This window comes from Pseudomonas sp. MF6776 (genome assembly GCF_016613125.1).
GTDB lineage: Bacteria > Pseudomonadota > Gammaproteobacteria > Pseudomonadales > Pseudomonadaceae > Aquipseudomonas > Aquipseudomonas iridis.
On the sequence record NZ_JAENSQ010000012.1, the window covers coordinates 21,214 to 36,775 of the forward strand.

The 15,562-nt window shown below is 56.9% G+C and carries 19 protein-coding genes; 10 read left to right on the top strand and 9 right to left on the bottom strand.

The features are described 5' to 3' along the window. Positions 1-30 precede the first annotated feature (30 nt). Positions 31-978 (bottom strand): DMT family transporter, encoded by a 948-nt coding sequence (locus JJD74_RS15480; protein ID WP_200615219.1) that lies wholly within the window; start codon positions 976-978, stop codon positions 31-33. A 77-nt stretch (positions 979-1,055) separates the two neighbouring features. Here JJD74_RS15480 and JJD74_RS15485 point away from each other — a divergent pair, with 77 nt between their 5' ends. The 3 genes from JJD74_RS15485 (at position 1,056) to JJD74_RS15495 (ending at position 4,179) form a co-directional block, all read left to right on the top strand. Then, on the top strand, positions 1,056-1,928 hold the full coding sequence (locus tag JJD74_RS15485; RefSeq protein WP_042559340.1) for a LysR family transcriptional regulator: 873 nt from the start codon (positions 1,056-1,058) through the stop codon (positions 1,926-1,928). A gap of 115 nt (positions 1,929-2,043) precedes the next feature. Then, positions 2,044-3,579: an EAL domain-containing protein gene (locus JJD74_RS15490; RefSeq protein WP_200615221.1), complete on the top strand. Its 1,536-nt coding sequence runs from the start codon at positions 2,044-2,046 to the stop codon at positions 3,577-3,579. Positions 3,580-3,813: 234 nt separating this feature from the next. Then, entirely contained in the window at positions 3,814-4,179 is a 366-nt protein-coding gene (locus JJD74_RS15495) for a histone-like nucleoid-structuring protein, MvaT/MvaU family (RefSeq protein ID WP_042559342.1), read from the top strand. A gap of 216 nt (positions 4,180-4,395) precedes the next feature. Here JJD74_RS15495 and JJD74_RS15500 read toward each other — a convergent pair whose 3' ends face one another. Continuing rightward, positions 4,396-4,914 (bottom strand): DUF4946 domain-containing protein, encoded by a 519-nt coding sequence (locus JJD74_RS15500; RefSeq protein WP_042559343.1) that lies wholly within the window; start codon positions 4,912-4,914, stop codon positions 4,396-4,398. Positions 4,915-5,052: 138 nt separating this feature from the next. Between JJD74_RS15500 and gloA the strand changes: the two genes are divergently transcribed. Beyond that, the gene (gene gloA, locus JJD74_RS15505; protein WP_042559344.1) at positions 5,053-5,574 is read left to right on the top strand and encodes a lactoylglutathione lyase; all 522 of its coding nucleotides are present in this window, start codon (positions 5,053-5,055) and stop codon (positions 5,572-5,574) included. Between the two features lie 136 nt (positions 5,575-5,710). Here the strand turns inward: gloA and ahpF are convergent, their stop codons facing one another. From ahpF to JJD74_RS15520, 3 genes are all read right to left on the bottom strand, one after another. After that, positions 5,711-7,273, bottom strand: coding sequence for an alkyl hydroperoxide reductase subunit F (gene ahpF / locus JJD74_RS15510; RefSeq protein ID WP_200615223.1), 1,563 nt, complete (start codon positions 7,271-7,273; stop codon positions 5,711-5,713). Positions 7,274-7,403: 130 nt separating this feature from the next. Next, complete coding sequence (ahpC, locus tag JJD74_RS15515) at positions 7,404-7,967, bottom strand: alkyl hydroperoxide reductase subunit C (RefSeq protein WP_007958941.1); 564 nt, start codon at positions 7,965-7,967, stop codon at positions 7,404-7,406. 138 nt (positions 7,968-8,105) lie between these two features. After that, a complete protein-coding gene (locus JJD74_RS15520; protein WP_115146929.1) occupies positions 8,106-9,044 on the bottom strand; it encodes a site-specific integrase in 939 nt (312 codons plus the stop codon). Between the two features lie 178 nt (positions 9,045-9,222). Here JJD74_RS15520 and JJD74_RS15525 point away from each other — a divergent pair, with 178 nt between their 5' ends. After that, positions 9,223-10,239 (top strand): DNA-binding protein, encoded by a 1,017-nt coding sequence (locus JJD74_RS15525; RefSeq protein WP_200615232.1) that lies wholly within the window; start codon positions 9,223-9,225, stop codon positions 10,237-10,239. Here JJD74_RS15525 and gorA read toward each other — a convergent pair. Then, the gene (gene gorA, locus JJD74_RS15530) at positions 10,236-11,594 is read right to left on the bottom strand and encodes a glutathione-disulfide reductase (RefSeq protein WP_200615234.1); all 1,359 of its coding nucleotides are present in this window, start codon (positions 11,592-11,594) and stop codon (positions 10,236-10,238) included. The genes JJD74_RS15525 and gorA overlap by 4 nt on opposite strands. A 129-nt stretch (positions 11,595-11,723) precedes the next feature. After that, the gene (gene galU, locus JJD74_RS15535) at positions 11,724-12,563 is read right to left on the bottom strand and encodes a UTP--glucose-1-phosphate uridylyltransferase GalU (protein ID WP_042559350.1); all 840 of its coding nucleotides are present in this window, start codon (positions 12,561-12,563) and stop codon (positions 11,724-11,726) included. 258 nt (positions 12,564-12,821) lie between these two features. On the opposite strand from galU, the gene JJD74_RS15540 reads away from it, so the two are divergent. Beyond that, entirely contained in the window at positions 12,822-13,007 is a 186-nt protein-coding gene (locus JJD74_RS15540) for a hypothetical protein (protein WP_042559351.1), read from the top strand. Positions 13,008-13,157: 150 nt separating this feature from the next. Beyond that, positions 13,158-13,445: a hypothetical protein gene (locus tag JJD74_RS15545; protein WP_200615235.1), complete on the top strand. Its 288-nt coding sequence runs from the start codon at positions 13,158-13,160 to the stop codon at positions 13,443-13,445. A gap of 3 nt (positions 13,446-13,448) precedes the next feature. Here JJD74_RS15545 and JJD74_RS15550 read toward each other — a convergent pair whose 3' ends face one another. Then, positions 13,449-13,679, bottom strand: coding sequence for a hypothetical protein (locus JJD74_RS15550; RefSeq protein ID WP_042559352.1), 231 nt, complete (start codon positions 13,677-13,679; stop codon positions 13,449-13,451). 71 nt (positions 13,680-13,750) lie between these two features. Next, positions 13,751-14,107, bottom strand: coding sequence for a hypothetical protein (locus JJD74_RS15555; RefSeq protein ID WP_042559353.1), 357 nt, complete (start codon positions 14,105-14,107; stop codon positions 13,751-13,753). Between the two features lie 210 nt (positions 14,108-14,317). Here JJD74_RS15555 and JJD74_RS15560 point away from each other — a divergent pair, with 210 nt between their 5' ends. The 3 genes from JJD74_RS15560 to alkB are packed head-to-tail and all read left to right on the top strand — an operon-like array spanning position 14,318 to position 15,532. After that, positions 14,318-14,620: a DUF1883 domain-containing protein gene (locus JJD74_RS15560; protein WP_042559354.1), complete on the top strand. Its 303-nt coding sequence runs from the start codon at positions 14,318-14,320 to the stop codon at positions 14,618-14,620. Between the two features lie 28 nt (positions 14,621-14,648). Next, a complete protein-coding gene (locus tag JJD74_RS15565; protein WP_200615238.1) occupies positions 14,649-14,825 on the top strand; it encodes a hypothetical protein in 177 nt (58 codons plus the stop codon). A 41-nt stretch (positions 14,826-14,866) separates the two neighbouring features. Next, a complete protein-coding gene (alkB, locus tag JJD74_RS15570) occupies positions 14,867-15,532 on the top strand; it encodes a DNA oxidative demethylase AlkB (protein WP_200615240.1) in 666 nt (221 codons plus the stop codon). Positions 15,533-15,562: the final 30 nt, after the last annotated feature.

Consider the following 15,562-nt stretch of genomic DNA (forward strand, 5'->3'; position numbering starts at 1 on the left):
ACACAGCGTAAATAGGGTTGTCTGCCCTCTCTATAAAATCCGCTTTTCTGGCGCCGGCGCAAGGGGTTTGTTGCACAGGTAAATGCCCGCCAGGATCAGTACGCCCCCCAGCCCCATGGCCAGCGTCAGTTGTTCGCCGAGCAACAAGGCACCGAGAATCACTGCAGTCAATGGATTCAGGGCAATGAACACGCCGGAGCGGGTTGCACCTATTTTGCGGATGCCATCGTAGTAACCGATATAGGCCAGTGCCGAGCCGAGGACACCAAGGTAGAACAGGCTCAGCCACTGTGGTGTGCCGAGTTCAATCAGCCCAGCCCAACTCAATTCCCCGCGCACCGCTGCCAGCGTCCAGAGCATTGCCGTGCCGATGAGGATCGAATAAGTCACCGTCTGCACTGGGCCGATCGTCTGGTTGAGGCGACGGGAAAACAGCGAATAAACACCCCAGCCGAGCACGCACCCCAGAATCAGCAAATCGCCGATCCACGCGTCCGGCGTCGCAGCCAGCAATTGCGGATTACGACTGACGATCACCAGCCCGGCGCCGACAATGCAGATTGCGATGCCAGCGACTTTCATGCTCCCAAGGCGCTCCTTGAACAGCAGCCAGGAAGCGAGGCCGATCACCGCGGGATTCAACGCGACAATCAACGAGGCTCGCGAAGCATTGATGTACTGCAAACCATAAAAGAAGCACAGGTTGTAGAAGAAGATGCCGAAGCACCCCAGCACTGCCAGTTGCAGCCACTCGCGCACCGAAGGTCGCGCCAACGGGATCCGCGCCAGCCATAAAAAACCCAGTAACGCGACGCTGGCCAGCAAAAATCGCAGGCTGGCCGCGAACATCGGGCTGAGGCTACCGGCCAGAAAACGCCCGGCAACAAATGTTCCACCCCATATCATGGTGACTGCCGCCAATGTCAGATAGACCCGCATTGCGCAGTGGGTTGTGTGGGTTTGCTCAACGTTTCGCATGACACTCCAAACGGGAGAAAGGAAAGATGACGTATCATTCGCCTCATTCCCGATCATCGTAAAATGAGCAAACACTCATGACCCTCACTCAACTGGAGATTTTCTCCCAGGTGGCCGAACTGCGCGGTTTCACTCTCGCCGCCCATCAGTTAGGGATTTCACAGTCTGCGGTGTCTCACGCAATGAAGTTGCTGGAGCAGGAACTTGGCGTCGAACTGCTGCGCCGGCATCAGTCGCAAGTGGAACTCAGCGATATCGGCGAGCAATTGCTGCTGCGCGCCCGCGCCATGCTCGGCCTGGCCAATACGATGCGCCAGGAAGCCGCCGATGCCCGCGGCATGAAACGCGGCACGCTGCGCATTGGATCATTCGGCCCAACCTCATCGATCAAGTTGTTGCCCAATATTCTGCAGCACTATCGCCAGGCCCACCCGGGCATCGAAGTGCATGTTGATGAGGGACCGGATCGGCAAGTCGTTCAGTGGCTGGAAGAGCGGCGGATCGACATCGGTTTCGTGGTGCTGCCCGAAGAACGTTTCGACACGTTTGCCTTGATCGAAGATCAGATGGTCGCCCTGCTCCCCGCGGCGCATCCCTTGGCAACACGATCCGAGCTGAGCCTGAAAGCGCTTTGCGCTGATCCGTTCATTTTGACCGAGGCAGGGTCGTCGGAACTGGTGTCGCGATTGTTCAACGCCGCACGCCTGCAACCGAACATTCGTTATCGTTGCTCGCAATTACTCAGTACGCTCGAGACGGTCAGCCGCGGCGACGCGATCACGGTGATTGCCGAAGGTTCGCTGCCGGACTCGCCACATCCCGGTTACGTAAAAATACCGCTGTCGCCGGCAGTTAAACGCCAGGTCGGTCTCGCCGTCCTCGACCAGCGTCAGGCATCACCGGCGGCGCTGGCCTTTATCGAGCTGGCATCACGACTTAACCCGCAATGAGCGGCGCAAGTGTCATCTGCCATCTATCCTGCCCACTGGCTGAAGTGTTTTTCAGCGGTGCACCGGTGCCGGGTCTGATGTCGGGCGCCTCACTTATTCGCGACAGGATGCGCCCATGCCGTTGACCGTCAGACCTCGCCGTAAACATAGCGTGCGCATCGCTATCACCCTGCTCTGCGCGCTGCTGCCAGTCTTGCTGGGTGGCGTGATTCTGTACATGCAGGCCGAGCGCACCCTTGCGCAGAGCTCACAGAAGACTGCCGAAGAGGCGTTGCTTCAGTTCGAGTTGATGCTTGACAGCACAGCCCAGGCGGCCCGGGATCTACTGCCGCTGGCCGGTCAACCGTGTGAAAACGCCAAACTGGCCCTGCGCGAGCAGGTAACCCGCCGCCCTTTCGTGCGCTCGACCAATCTGGTATGGGACAACAATCTTTATTGCAGTTCGTTGTTCGGCGACTTCAAGGAAGCCGTTAAAGCAGGCGACTATGTTCAGGGCAAGTTGTGGTTGATGAACGGCAATCCGGTCACACCCAACACCGCGCTGCTGGTGTACCGGCTCAGCGATGGTCGCGGTGGTGCATTGACGACACTGGATGGCTATCACCTGAGCAACATGCTGCGACTGATCGGCCGGCACACACTGCTGTTATTGCAGGTGGGTGATAACTGGATGTCAGCCAATGGGCAGGTTCGCCAGGGCGTGCTGCCCGCGCTGCCGGTGGCGCACACCATGCTGGACTCTTCGCGGTATGCGTTCAGCGTCTCGGCCGGTTTTCCAAAGGGTGAAACCTGGCGCTACATGGCCGAACAGTACCCACCATTGTTCAGCCTGCTGATGTTCTTTGGTGTGGTGTCGGGCGCCATCGGCCACGTCGTGCAGAAGCGCTCGACTTCGCCGAGCCACGAAATGCTTCGTGCCCTGGAAGCCGGCGAGTTCGTTCCGTACTTCCAGCCCGTGGTGCACGGCGACAGCAAGAAATGGTCAGGCGCTGAAGTGTTGATGCGCTGGAATCACCCCAAGGAAGGCCTTGTGCGCCCGGACTTGTTTATCCCGTTCGCCGAGCACTCAGGGCTGATCGTGCCGATGACCCGCGCCTTGATGCGACAAACAGCGGCGTTACTTGGGCCCCGGTCATCGACCTTTGCCGCGCCGTTTCACATCGGTATCAACATTACCGCGAGTCATTGCCGGGATCTGGCACTGGTCAAAGATTGCCAAGAGTTTCTCGCATCCTTCGCGCCCGACAGCGTCAGTCTGGTGCTGGAGTTGACCGAGCGCGAGCTGATCGAGCCCACCGAGATCACGCAGCAGCTGTTTGAGCAATTGCATGCACTGGGCGTGAAGATCGCCATCGACGACTTTGGCACCGGGCACTCAAGCCTCGGTTACTTGCGAAGATTCAACGTGGATTTCCTCAAGATCGACCAGAGTTTTGTGGCCATGATCGGCGTTGACGCGCTTTCGCGGCACATTCTGGACACCATCATCGAACTCTCGGCCAAGCTTGATCTGGGCATTGTTGCCGAAGGTGTCGAAACACACGCACAAGCGGATTATCTGACCGCGCATAACGTTAACTTCCTGCAAGGCTATCTGTACGGCAAACCCATGCCGGCGGCAGACTTCATTAGTGCATTAAGTCACCATTAACTAAATGGACTTAAGCGAGATACGCCGACAAGGCGCACGAAAATGATACAAAAAACCACTGCGGTTACATGAGGACAACATCAGGATTTACTCCTGACGCATTAACAACTACAATTTTTCTTGCCTGTGCAAAGACTGGCAGGCGAGCCACTTATCACCGAGTCGCTACAAGGCTCCAGTTTTAAGCTTTGTTTGCGGTTGGTATCAGCCAAATACACTATTGGAGTAAAGATATTGTCCAGACTCGCTGAATTTCGTGCAGCTGAAAAGGCCCTTCAGGAACAGCTCAAGCAGTTGGAATCGCTGAAGAACGATGCCGGGCTCAAGAAAGAAATCGAATTCGAAGAAAAGCTCCAGGGGCTGATGAAAAGCTACGGCAAGGGCCTTAAAGACATCATCGCCATTCTCGATCCGAATCCGACAAAATCCGCACTGCAAAGCTCTGCAGCGCCTAAAACCCGCCGCGCTCGCGTGGTCAAGGTCTATCAGAATCCGCACACCGGCGAACTGATCGAGACCAAGGGCGGCAACCACCGTGGTCTGAAAGCCTGGAAGGAAGAGTATGGTGCAGGCACCGTTGATTCCTGGTTGCGCGGTTAATCCGGCTCCCACCAAAGCCCTGCATGATGCAGGGCTTTTTTTATTGACAATATCTAACAAATGAAATGAATTTCATCGAGCAAGTTGCGATTTTTGTGTAACGCTACCGAGCCAAAAACCTAAACATTCTGCTGCATCATGTTGCGAGCGGCACCAACGTTAAACTTTGTGCTTAATCCCTTCGGGTATCTAACCCGGCGAGATGAGTACAGTGGGTTAAAGTTTCAGGCTGTTTCTCACCGCGACTATCTCTTCTGCGCTCGCCTTATAAGCCTCGGCCTGACCGGCATAGGAAAGAACATAAGCCTTATCCGCCGCGACCGCCGCTACCAGCGTTTGCGATAACACATGCCGACCGTTTTCGGTCACCGTGCAAGTCGTCTCCAACGCAGACAAAGAACCAAGCGTCGTCGGATGCACCTTGTTGCAGACACTTTGATAGCCCCCCTTGAAAAAGTCCTTTTGTATCGACTTGCGCATTTCCAGCAAAACACCTTGCAAATTGACTTGATGACCCGTTTCAACCTGAGTCATGGTCAACTCCATCACCATTACCTGATTGCCATCGGCATCGTTCTTGACCCCCCGCTGGCGAGAAACCTGCGGCGCGGCGTCGGCAAGCGCCTCCACCTGCCAGCCTGCGGGCCAGGTGATGCTCGGTTCTTCGGCAAACACAGTAGCGGTGCACAGAAACAAGCCAAAGAAAACTAACGGGGTTTTAAACAGTCGGATCATTACCGGACGCACTCGAAGATTGAGCCGCAAAGTCTGAGCCCCGGCCGCGCGCACGGCAAGCCTGCCCTTTCATTTGGCGATGCCGGCAGGCATGCGTATCATTGCGCCAATCACTCGCCCATAGTTATTGGAGGGCCCATGAGCCTGCACGAACTGAACACTTTCCCCGGCGTTACCGCCACGCCAGACAGCGCAACCCACAATTTCGTTTTCAACCACACCATGCTGCGCGTCAAGGACATCACCAAGTCCCTGGATTTCTACACCCGCGTGCTGGGTTTCTCGCTGGTTGAGAAGCGCGACTTTCCAGAAGCGGAATTCAGCCTGTATTTCCTGGCGCTGGTCGACAAGGCGCAGATCCCGGCCGACGCCGCTGCTCGCACCGAATGGATGAAGTCGATCCCGGGCATTCTGGAACTGACCCACAATCACGGCACCGAAAACGATGCCGATTTTGCCTATCACAATGGCAACACTGACCCGCGTGGTTTCGGCCACATCTGCATCTCGGTGCCGGACATCGTGGCAGCGTGTGAGCGTTTTGAAGCGCTGGGCTGTGACTTCCAGAAGCGCCTGACCGATGGCCGCATGAAAAGCCTGGCGTTTATCAAGGATCCGGATGGTTATTGGGTCGAGATCATTCAGCCTGCGCCGATGTGAAAGGCGAAAAGCCCCTCACCCTCACCCTAACCCTAACCCTCTCCCTCGGGAGAGGGCTGGGGTGAGGGGCTGCATTTTCAAGCACAATAAAAAACCCCATGATCACTCATGGGGTTTTGTCTTTCAGGCCTGGCGTTTACGCCGGAGCCGAAGTTCGGATCAAGTGATCGAACGCGCTCAGCGAAGCCTTCGCGCCCTCGCCCACTGCAATCACGATCTGCTTGTACGGCACCGTGGTCACGTCACCGGCAGCGAAGATGCCCGGGATCGACGTCTCGCCACGGTTATCGACAATGATCTCGCCACGCGGCGACAGCTCGATGGTGCCTTTGAGCCAGTCAGTGTTGGGCAGCAGACCGATCTGCACAAAAATCCCTTCCAGCTCGATAGTGCGCAGTTCGTCAGTATTGCGATCCTTGTAGTGCAGGCCGTTGACCTTCTGGCCGTCGCCGGTGACTTCAGTGGTTTGCGCACTGGTGATCACGGTAACGTTCGGCAGGCTGTGCAGCTTGCGCTGCAACACGGCGTCGGCCCGCAACTGCACATCGAACTCCAGCAGCGTCACGTGCGCCACGATACCGGCCAGGTCGATGGCCGCTTCAACGCCAGAGTTACCACCGCCAATCACCGCGACACGCTTGCCTTTGAACAACGGGCCATCACAGTGCGGGCAGTACGCCACGCCTTTGTTTCGATAGTCCTGCTCGCCCGGCACGTTCATTTCACGCCACCGCGCACCGGTTGCCAGAATCACGCTCTTGGCTTTGAGGGTCGCGCCACTGGCGAAACGGATTTCATGCAGCTCGCCATTTTTACCGGGGATCAGCTTGTCGGCGCGTTGCAGGTTCATGATGTCGACGTCGTACTGCTTGACGTGTTCCTCCAGCGCCGTGGCCAGTTTCGGCCCTTCGGTTTCCTGCACGGAAATGAAGTTCTCGATGGCCATGGTGTCCAGCACCTGACCGCCGAAACGCTCAGCCGCAACACCGGTGCGGATGCCTTTACGTGCGGCATAAATGGCCGCCGAAGCACCGGCCGGGCCACCGCCGACCACCAGCACGTCAAAGGCTTCCTTGGCGCTGATTTTCTCAGCCTGACGCTCGATGGCGCCGGTGTCGAGTTTGGCGAGGATCTCTTCCAGACCCATGCGGCCCTGGCCGAAGTTTTCGCCATTCAAGTAAATGCTCGGCACGGCCATGATCTTGCGATCGTTGACTTCGTCCTGGAACAACGCGCCGTCGATGGCGACGTGGCGGATGTTCGGGTTCAGCACCGCCATCAGGTTCAGCGCCTGAACGACGTCCGGGCAGTTCTGGCAGGACAGCGAGAAATACGTCTCAAAACTGAACTCGCCTTTGAGCGAGCGAATCTGCTCGATGACTTCGACACTGGCTTTCGATGGGTGGCCGCCGACTTGCAGCAGGGCCAGCACCAGCGAGGTGAATTCGTGGCCCATCGGGATGCCGGCGAAACGCAGACTGATATCGGCGCTCGGGCGGTTGATCGAGAACGATGGCTTGCGAGCATCGTCACCGCTGTCGATCAAAGTAATTTGGCTCGAAAGACTGGCAACGTCTTTCAGCAGGTCCAGCATTTCACGGGATTTCGCACCGTCGTCGAGGGAAGCAACGATCTCGATCGGCTGGGTGACCCGTTCCAGGTACGATTTCAACTGGGCTTTAAGATTGGCGTCCAACATACGGGCGATTTCCTTTGGTTTGTTTCAGACATAAAAAAACGCCCGAGCGAATCTCGCCCGGGCGTTTTATTGGGCGGTGCAGCTAACTTAAGTAGGTGCGGAGTTCCGCCCTGAGTTGCGTGTCACAGACTTAGATCTTGCCGACCAGGTCCAGGGACGGAGCCAGAGTGGCCTCGCCTTCTTTCCACTTGGCTGGGCAAACTTCGCCTGGGTGAGCAGCAACGTACTGAGCAGCCTTGATCTTGCGCAGCAGCTCGGAAGCGTCACGGCCAACGCCGCCATCGTTCAGTTCAACGATTTTGATCTGGCCTTCAGGGTTGATCACGAAGGTGCCACGGTCAGCCAGGCCAGCTTCTTCAATCAGCACGTCGAAGTTGCGGGAGATAACCTGAGTCGGGTCGCCGATCATGGTGTACTGGATTTTGCCGATGGCTGGCGAAGTGTTGTGCCAGGCAGCGTGAGCAAAGTGGGTGTCGGTGGAAACGCTGTAGATCTCTACGCCCAGCTTCTGGAAAGCAGCGTAGTTGTCAGCCAGGTCTTCCAGCTCGGTTGGGCAAACGAAGGTGAAGTCGGCTGGGTAGAAAAATACGACCGACCACTTGCCTTTCAGGTCAGCGTCCGAGACTTGAACGAAGTCGCCGTTTTTGAACGCGGTAGCTTTGAACGGTTTTACTTGGCTGTTGATGATAGGCATTGATGACTCTCCGTCAGTGGTTATGAAGTTGATGGGGTGAATCCTACCCACTCACTCGACGGATGGCTCATTGGCAAACCTGATGCTGCTGATTTGTTTTCGCTATTAGCAGACTGTATTAATAGAAGAAAACGATATCTAGGGCGAAACCGGTTTATCCGTAATCCGAGCCATCCCCTGGAATGGGCTGGATTCAACATAGCGCATGGCTGACTTCATATCCTTCCAGCCAACGTAACTCATCAACGATTTCAGGTCCCAGCCACTTTGATGGGCCCAGGTTGCAAAGCCGCGGCGTAACGAGTGACTGGTGTAGCGTTCGGCGGCAATCCCGGCGCGCTCCAGCGCCTGGCGCAATAACGGGATGATGCTGTTGGCGTGCAAGCCCTCTTCGCTCAGATTGCCCCAGCGATCGATGCTACGGAAAACCGGGCCGCGCACCAGTGCCGCTTCGTTGATCCAGTCGATATAGGCCTGCACCGGGCATAGCTTGAGCAGTGCCGGAGTCTGATACGTCTGGCCGAGGTTTTCCCGATCACCTTTGCTGCGCGGCAGATACAAGGTGATGCCATTGCCGGCATGCGCCTGCACATGCTCGATCTGCAAGCGGCACAACTCATCGCTGCGAAAGCCACGCCAAAAGCCCAGCAGAATCAGCGCGCGATCGCGATAAGCCTTGAGCAATGACGGACGATCCTGCTGCGCCTTCGCAGTTTGAGCTTCCTGTTCCAGCCAATCGATGACTCTCTCCAAATCCTGCAGCTGCAAAGGCTCGGCTTGTTTTTCCTGCGCCGGGTGCAGCGCCCGAATGCCTTTGAACACTTTGCGCACCACGGGCGCTTTCGTCGGGTCGGCAAAACCCTGGCTGTTGTGCCACTGCGCCAGCGCCGACAGCCGCAACTTCAGGGTATTGATCGCCAGCACACCCGCATGCTCGACCAGATACCGCGCAACGCTGTCGGCTGTGGCCGGCAGAAACCCACCCCACGTTATTTCGAAATGCTCGATGGCGGCGCGATAGCTGCGGCGGGTGTTGTCACGGGTGGCGGCTTGCAGGTAGCGATCCAGATCGCTCATGGGCTGTTTTCTCGCTGGCGTACTGATTCAAGGATGTCCGAAACACATTTTGCCGCCTGACACTGGGTAATACCAGTATATCCCGCCTCTTAAATGTCAAAGATTTAACTTTATTATCATCGTGGTACACTGCGTACTTTAGTGGCATGTACCACAGTACGTAATCGTAGGAGTTCACATGGCCCGTGGCGGCATTACCAAAGCGCTGGCCCAGATTGCGCGCACAGCAATCCTGGCCCGCGGCGAACACCCAAGCATCGATGCAGTACGCATTGAAATGGGCAATACCGGTTCGAAAACCACGATCCATCGCTATCTCAAAGAGCTGGATGACGGCGCTCAGCCGATCGAAGCTTCAGCCGAGCCCATCGACGACGAGCTGACAGCGCTGGTTTCGCGTCTCGCCCAGCGCTTGAAGGAGCAGGCCCAAGAGCCCATCGAGCAGGCTCGCGAGCAGTTTGAGGAACAGCGCGACGCGCTCGAATCAGAGCTCAAGCAGGTGCGTCAGGCACTGGAACAACTGGAGCACCAGCACGACATTCAAGGCGCCGCGCTGGAGCGTGAATCCGAGGCGCTAAGCAACACCCGCTCGATGCTGCAAACCGAGCAAACCCGCAATGCCGGTCTGAATCAGGCATTGGCCGACTTTGAATTGCGCTTGCAGGACAAGGACGAGCAGATCCGCTCACTGGAAGAAAAGCACCTGCACGCCCGCGATGCGCTGGAGCACTACCGCAACGCCACCAAGGAGCAGCGCGAGCAGGAACAGAGCCGCCACGAAGGCCAGGTGCAGCAAATTCAGGCAGAGCTGCGTCAGGCGCAGCAAAGCGCGATGGTGCGCCAGGATGAAATTACCCAACTGCATCGCGACAACGAGCGCTTGCTCACCGAGAACCGCGGCACTCAACGCGAACTCAGCCTGATGCAAGACCAGCTCAAGCAAAGCAACCAGCGCCAGGATCAATTGCTGGAGCAAGCCACCCGCGTTGACAGTGAGCGCACCCTCCTCCAGGAACGTCTGCGCGTAGCAACACTGGAAAGCCAGACACTCAAACAGAGCGTCGATGAGCAGACGCTACTCAATCAGTCACTGGAAAAGGAATTGACCAAGGCTCAAGCGAGCCTGGAAGACAGCCTGCGCCTGGCAGCTACCGTTGCGGCAGCGCCAGACTCAGCCAAACCGAAAGACGCTTAAGCGCCAACCGGCGTACGCATGGTGACAAACTCTTCGGCGGCCGTCGGGTGCACCCCGATCGTGTCGTCGAAGTCACGCTTGGTCGCGCCAGCCTTCAGCGCAATCGCCAGGCCCTGGACGATTTCGCCCGCGTCCGGACCGACCATGTGGCAGCCGAGAACCTTGTCAGTCTTGCCGTCGACCACCAGCTTCATCAGCGTTTTCTCCTGACATTCAGTCAGGGTCAGCTTCATCGGCCGGAAGCGGCTTTCGAAGATCACCACATCGTGACCCGCTTCACGCGCCTCTTCTTCGGTCAAACCGACAGTGCCGATGTTCGGCAGGCTGAACACAGCCGTCGCGATCATCTTGTAATCCACCGGACGGTATTGCTCCGGCTTGAACAGACGCCGCGCCACCGCCATGCCCTCGGCCAATGCCACAGGCGTCAGCTGCACGCGACCAATGACGTCACCCAGCGCCAGAATCGACGGCTCAGTGGTCTGGTATTGCTCATCGACCTTGATGAAACCTTTATCGGTGAGCTGAACATGAGTGTTTTCCAGCCCTAGGTTGTCCAGCATCGGACGGCGACCGGTCGCGTAGAAAATGCAATCGGCCTCCAGCACTCGGCCATCCTTGAGCGTGGCTTTCAAACTGCCGTCCGCCTGCTTGTCGATGCGCGCGATGTCGGCGTTGAATTGCAGATCCATGCCGCGCTTGGTCAGCTCTTCTTGCAGGTGCTTGCGCACCGAACCATCAAAGCCGCGCAGGAACAGATCGCCGCGGTACAGCAATGTGGTGTTGGCGCCGAGGCCGTGGAAGATCCCGGCAAACTCGACCGCGATGTAACCACCACCCACGACCAATACGCGCTTGGGCAGTTCTTTGAGGAAGAAAGCCTCATTGGAACCGATCGCGTGCTCACGCCCCGGAACCTCTGGAATCTGCGGCCAGCCACCCGTAGCGATAAGGATATTTTTTGCAGTGAAGCGCTCACCATTGACTTCGACTTCATGCGGACCAACGATCTTCGCGTGAGCTTCGTGCAGGGTCACACCGCTGTTCACCAGCAGATTGCGATAAATGCCATTGAGGCGATTGATCTCGCGATCCTTGTTGGCGATCAACGTCGCCCAATCGAAATTCGCCTCACCCAGGCTCCAGCCAAAACCGGACGCCTGCTCGAAGTCTTCGGCGAAATGCGCGCCGTAAACCAGCAGCTTTTTCGGCACGCAACCAACGTTGACGCAGGTCCCGCCCAGATAACGGCTCTCAGCCACCGCCACTTTCGCACCAAAACCGGCCGCAAACCGCGCAGCGCGAACTCCACCGGAACCAGCACCAATTACATAAAGGTCAAAATCGTAGGCCATTTCTATCTCCTCGGCAGGCGATCAGCATACCTGTAGACACCCATTGGGCAAGCACTGCCATCCATATAAGGGCTGATAATGAAAAAGCCACCCGAAGGTGGCTTTCTCTTACAGATGGATCAAGCGCTCTTAGTAAGCCTTGCCAGTCTTGTAGAAGTTCTCGAAGCAGAAGTTGGTCGCGTCGATGTAGCCTTCAGCGCCACCGCAGTCGAAACGCGTGCCTTTGAACTTGTAGGCCATTACGCAGCCGTTCTGGGCCTGTTTCATCAGGGCGTCGGTGATCTGGATTTCGCCGCCCTTGCCTGGCTCGGTCTGCTCAAGCAGGTCGAAAATGTCCGGAGTCAGGATGTAGCGACCGATGATTGCCAGGTTCGACGGCGCATCTTCCGGCTTTGGCTTCTCGACCATGCTGTGAACGCGGTAGATGTCGTCGCGAATCATCTCACCGGCAATCACGCCGTATTTGTGAGTTTCTTGCGGGTCAACTTCCTGAATGGCCACGATCGAGCAGCGGAACTGCTTGTACAGCTTGACCATCTGGGTCAGTACGCCGTCGCCTTCGAGGTTGACGCACAAGTCATCCGCCAGCACCACGGCGAACGGCTCGTCACCGATCAGTGGGCGCCCGGTCAGGATGGCGTGGCCCAGGCCTTTCATTTCGGTCTGACGAGTGTAGGAGAACGAGCACTCGTCCAGCAGTTTGCGGATGCCGACCAGGTATTTTTCCTTATCGGTGCCTTTGATCTGGTTTTCCAACTCGTAGCTGATGTCGAAGTGGTCTTCCAGTGCACGCTTGCCACGACCGGTAACGATCGAGATTTCAGTCAGGCCAGCGTCCAGAGCTTCTTCAACGCCGTACTGGATCAGTGGCTTGTTTACCACCGGCAGCATTTCTTTAGGCATGGCTTTAGTCGCTGGCAGGAAGCGAGTACCGTAACCGGCTGCTGGGAACAAGCATTTCTTGATCATATAAGTCCTTGAAAAGGCTGTGTGTACGAGTTTCGGCGCAGTCTAATCAGGCGGCGTGCACCTTACAATGCCCCGCACTGGCTGACCGATGCCAAAATAGAGAAATATTCTCGCCGATAGTTCCATCGACATCTGCAGACCATCACCCAGCGTAGCGCAAAGTGACCGACGAGCAGGATTACCATACGCTCATCGCCCCCGTTGTGAACATTTTGCCGGTATCATGGCGACTTTGAACCAGCGAACGAGACAGATTAGATGGCCGCCGTAAAAATCATCAACGGGTATGTGATCGACAAGAAAGACGGAAAGTGGACTCTCACCACTACCAATGGCGAACACGTTGCCGGGCCTTTCGACAGCGAGCAGATGGCGACTGATGTTGCGTCGGTATTCACTGACACCCCTGCATCGGCAAAGCGCCGCGGCAAAGATCAGGACTGATCTGCTGCCAAGCGCCGCAAGCCCTGCCGTCGAGCAGGGCTTTTTTGTGCCTGACACACGACCGTCGAAAACAAGTGGCCAATCGCTATAACCTTTTCATACCGGCGCTGTCAGAGCGTCTAGTCCCCCACCGCTGAAGACGACACAACTATGAACATGAACAGATTTTTGCGACTGATCGCGGTACTGGTATTGAGCGGCTGCGCCACGTCCCAACCGACCACCCTGAACAACGGCGAACAGGGGCTGACCATCGACTGCTCCGGCGAAGCCAATTCCTGGGCCACCTGCTATGAAAAGGCTGACGCCTCATGCGCAGGGACGGGCTACCGTATCGTCGGCACTGACGGCACACCGGCGCCGAAGGAAAGCGAAAAGACACTGGGCGTCGATGTCGGTAACTACAAAAACCGCAGCGTGGTAGTCGTCTGCAAATAGACGCTACATGTGAATTTCCGCGAACTTGATCCCGAGTCCGCGTACGACTTCGATCAGGTCGTCGAGCCGATTGAAAGACTCGACTTCGTCGTTTTCGTCCACCAGGAAATAGCTGCGCCCGGCGCTCTTCTTGAAAAAAACGATCCATTCTCCGGAATTTGCCGGGTTCTGAATGACATGTGTGGCAGAGATCAAACCCTCTGCATGGCGTTCCCGCACTTGCTCTCGCTTCATTGCAACTCCAGAAATGAAAATGCCGTCACAGCATGACTGTGACGGCATTGATGCTGATGACCAATAGTCTATCAGCCGGAAATACAGGCGTTGGCAGCGTTACGCACATCACGCGGGCGCACCGGCACGTTGGACATGCGCTCATGCAGCTTGATGCTGCTACCGCCGGAGCGGTTTTCGATATCAAACACGGCGGCGGGACCAGAAGACAGTTTGCCCGGAACAATCACGCGAACCCCCTCCTTTTGCGGCTGTACCTGCAGCGCGCCGCGGCTGTTCGCCAGTTTTTCGGTCAGGCATTGCGCATACTCATGGGGCTTCTTGCCAGAGATTACGCTTACGGTCGGTAGCGTTTCATTGATTTCGGAAACGTTCGCACAACCACCCATAGCCAAAACCAACGGCAGACACACCACACCCCACTTCATACAAAACCTCCGTTAAAGACCGTCCGACAGCACAAATGCCGTTTTTCTCCGGGGCCTTCTGCATTTAACCCGCATCCAATCGCGAATATCTGTTCAAAATTGTCAAACCAACGCCCGACGGCCAGATAATAACCTGTGCAGGCTGATAAACTGCGCCCAATTACAAGCTATCGTTTTGATTTTGTAGAAAAAGCCCTTCTGGAGGCGCCCATGAAATTCATTCACCAGCGCGAACACCTCAACGAAGACGACATCGTCGTCATCCAGTGCTCGCAAACCTGCAACATCCGTTTGATGAGCGACGCCAACTTCCGCAGCTTCAAAAATGGCGGTCGTCACTCTTACCACGGCGGCGCTTTCGACACGTTCCCGGCCCGCATCACCGCGCCGAGCACCGGATTCTGGAACATTACCATCGACACCGTCACCACACGGGCAATCAGCGTTACACGCAAACCGACGCTGACGCACTCGATCAAGATCATCCGCCGCTCCAGCTCCAAACTCAGCTGAGCCGCCCCGCCCACACAGACAGGTATTCATGACCGTGGCCCAAACGACTAAATACGTCATCAAGTACAAGCTCAACGGCGAGCGCCGTTTCGAGTTCGCGCAACTGGAAAACGGCACCGCGGAAGAAGCCAAGGCTGCTCTCGACGCAATCCACGGGCAGACTGAAGATGTGATCAGCGATATCGCCGCCAGCAAAGCGCTGTAACGGACCAACAGAATGACTGCCGCAAGGTTTTGGTGATCGCTATGCAGCCGCACACTTTCGACCTGTTCGCTGATCACCAACCCGCACAGCAGCCCCGCGCCGAACAGATCGGTGAACAATCGTGGGTACTGCGCGGATTCGCCCTGCCGCTGACCGATCGATTGCTACCGGCGCTGGACGCCGTCCTGGTCGCCGCCCCACTCCGCCACATGGTCACGCCGGGCGGCTTCAGCATGTCGGTGGGCACCAGCAGTTGCGGGCAACTGGGCTGGATTACTGACCGCAGCGGCTATCGTTACTCAAGGGTCGATCCACTCAGCGGATTGCCCTGGCCCGAGCTGCCGCCGGTGTTTGCCGATCTGGCAGAGACTGCGGCGCAGGAGGCCGGTTTTTCTGACTTCAAGGCAGATTCCTGCTTGATCAACCGCTATATCCCCGGCGCCAAGATGTCCTTGCATCAGGACAAAGACGAAAATGCCTACGCTGCACCAATCGTTTCGCTGTCGCTGGGCTTGCCGGCAATGTTTTTGTTTGGCGGTTTCGCTCGTGGTGACAAGAGCCAGCGGATCCCTCTGTTGCATGGCGACATGGTGGTTTGGGGCGGCGTAGATCGCTTGCGGTTCCACGGTGTTTTACCGATCAAGCAGGGGCGACACCCACAACTTGGCGAACAACGCATCAATCTGACTTTTCGTGTTGCCGGATGAACCTTGAAAATTTGACCGCAAGGCCCGGAG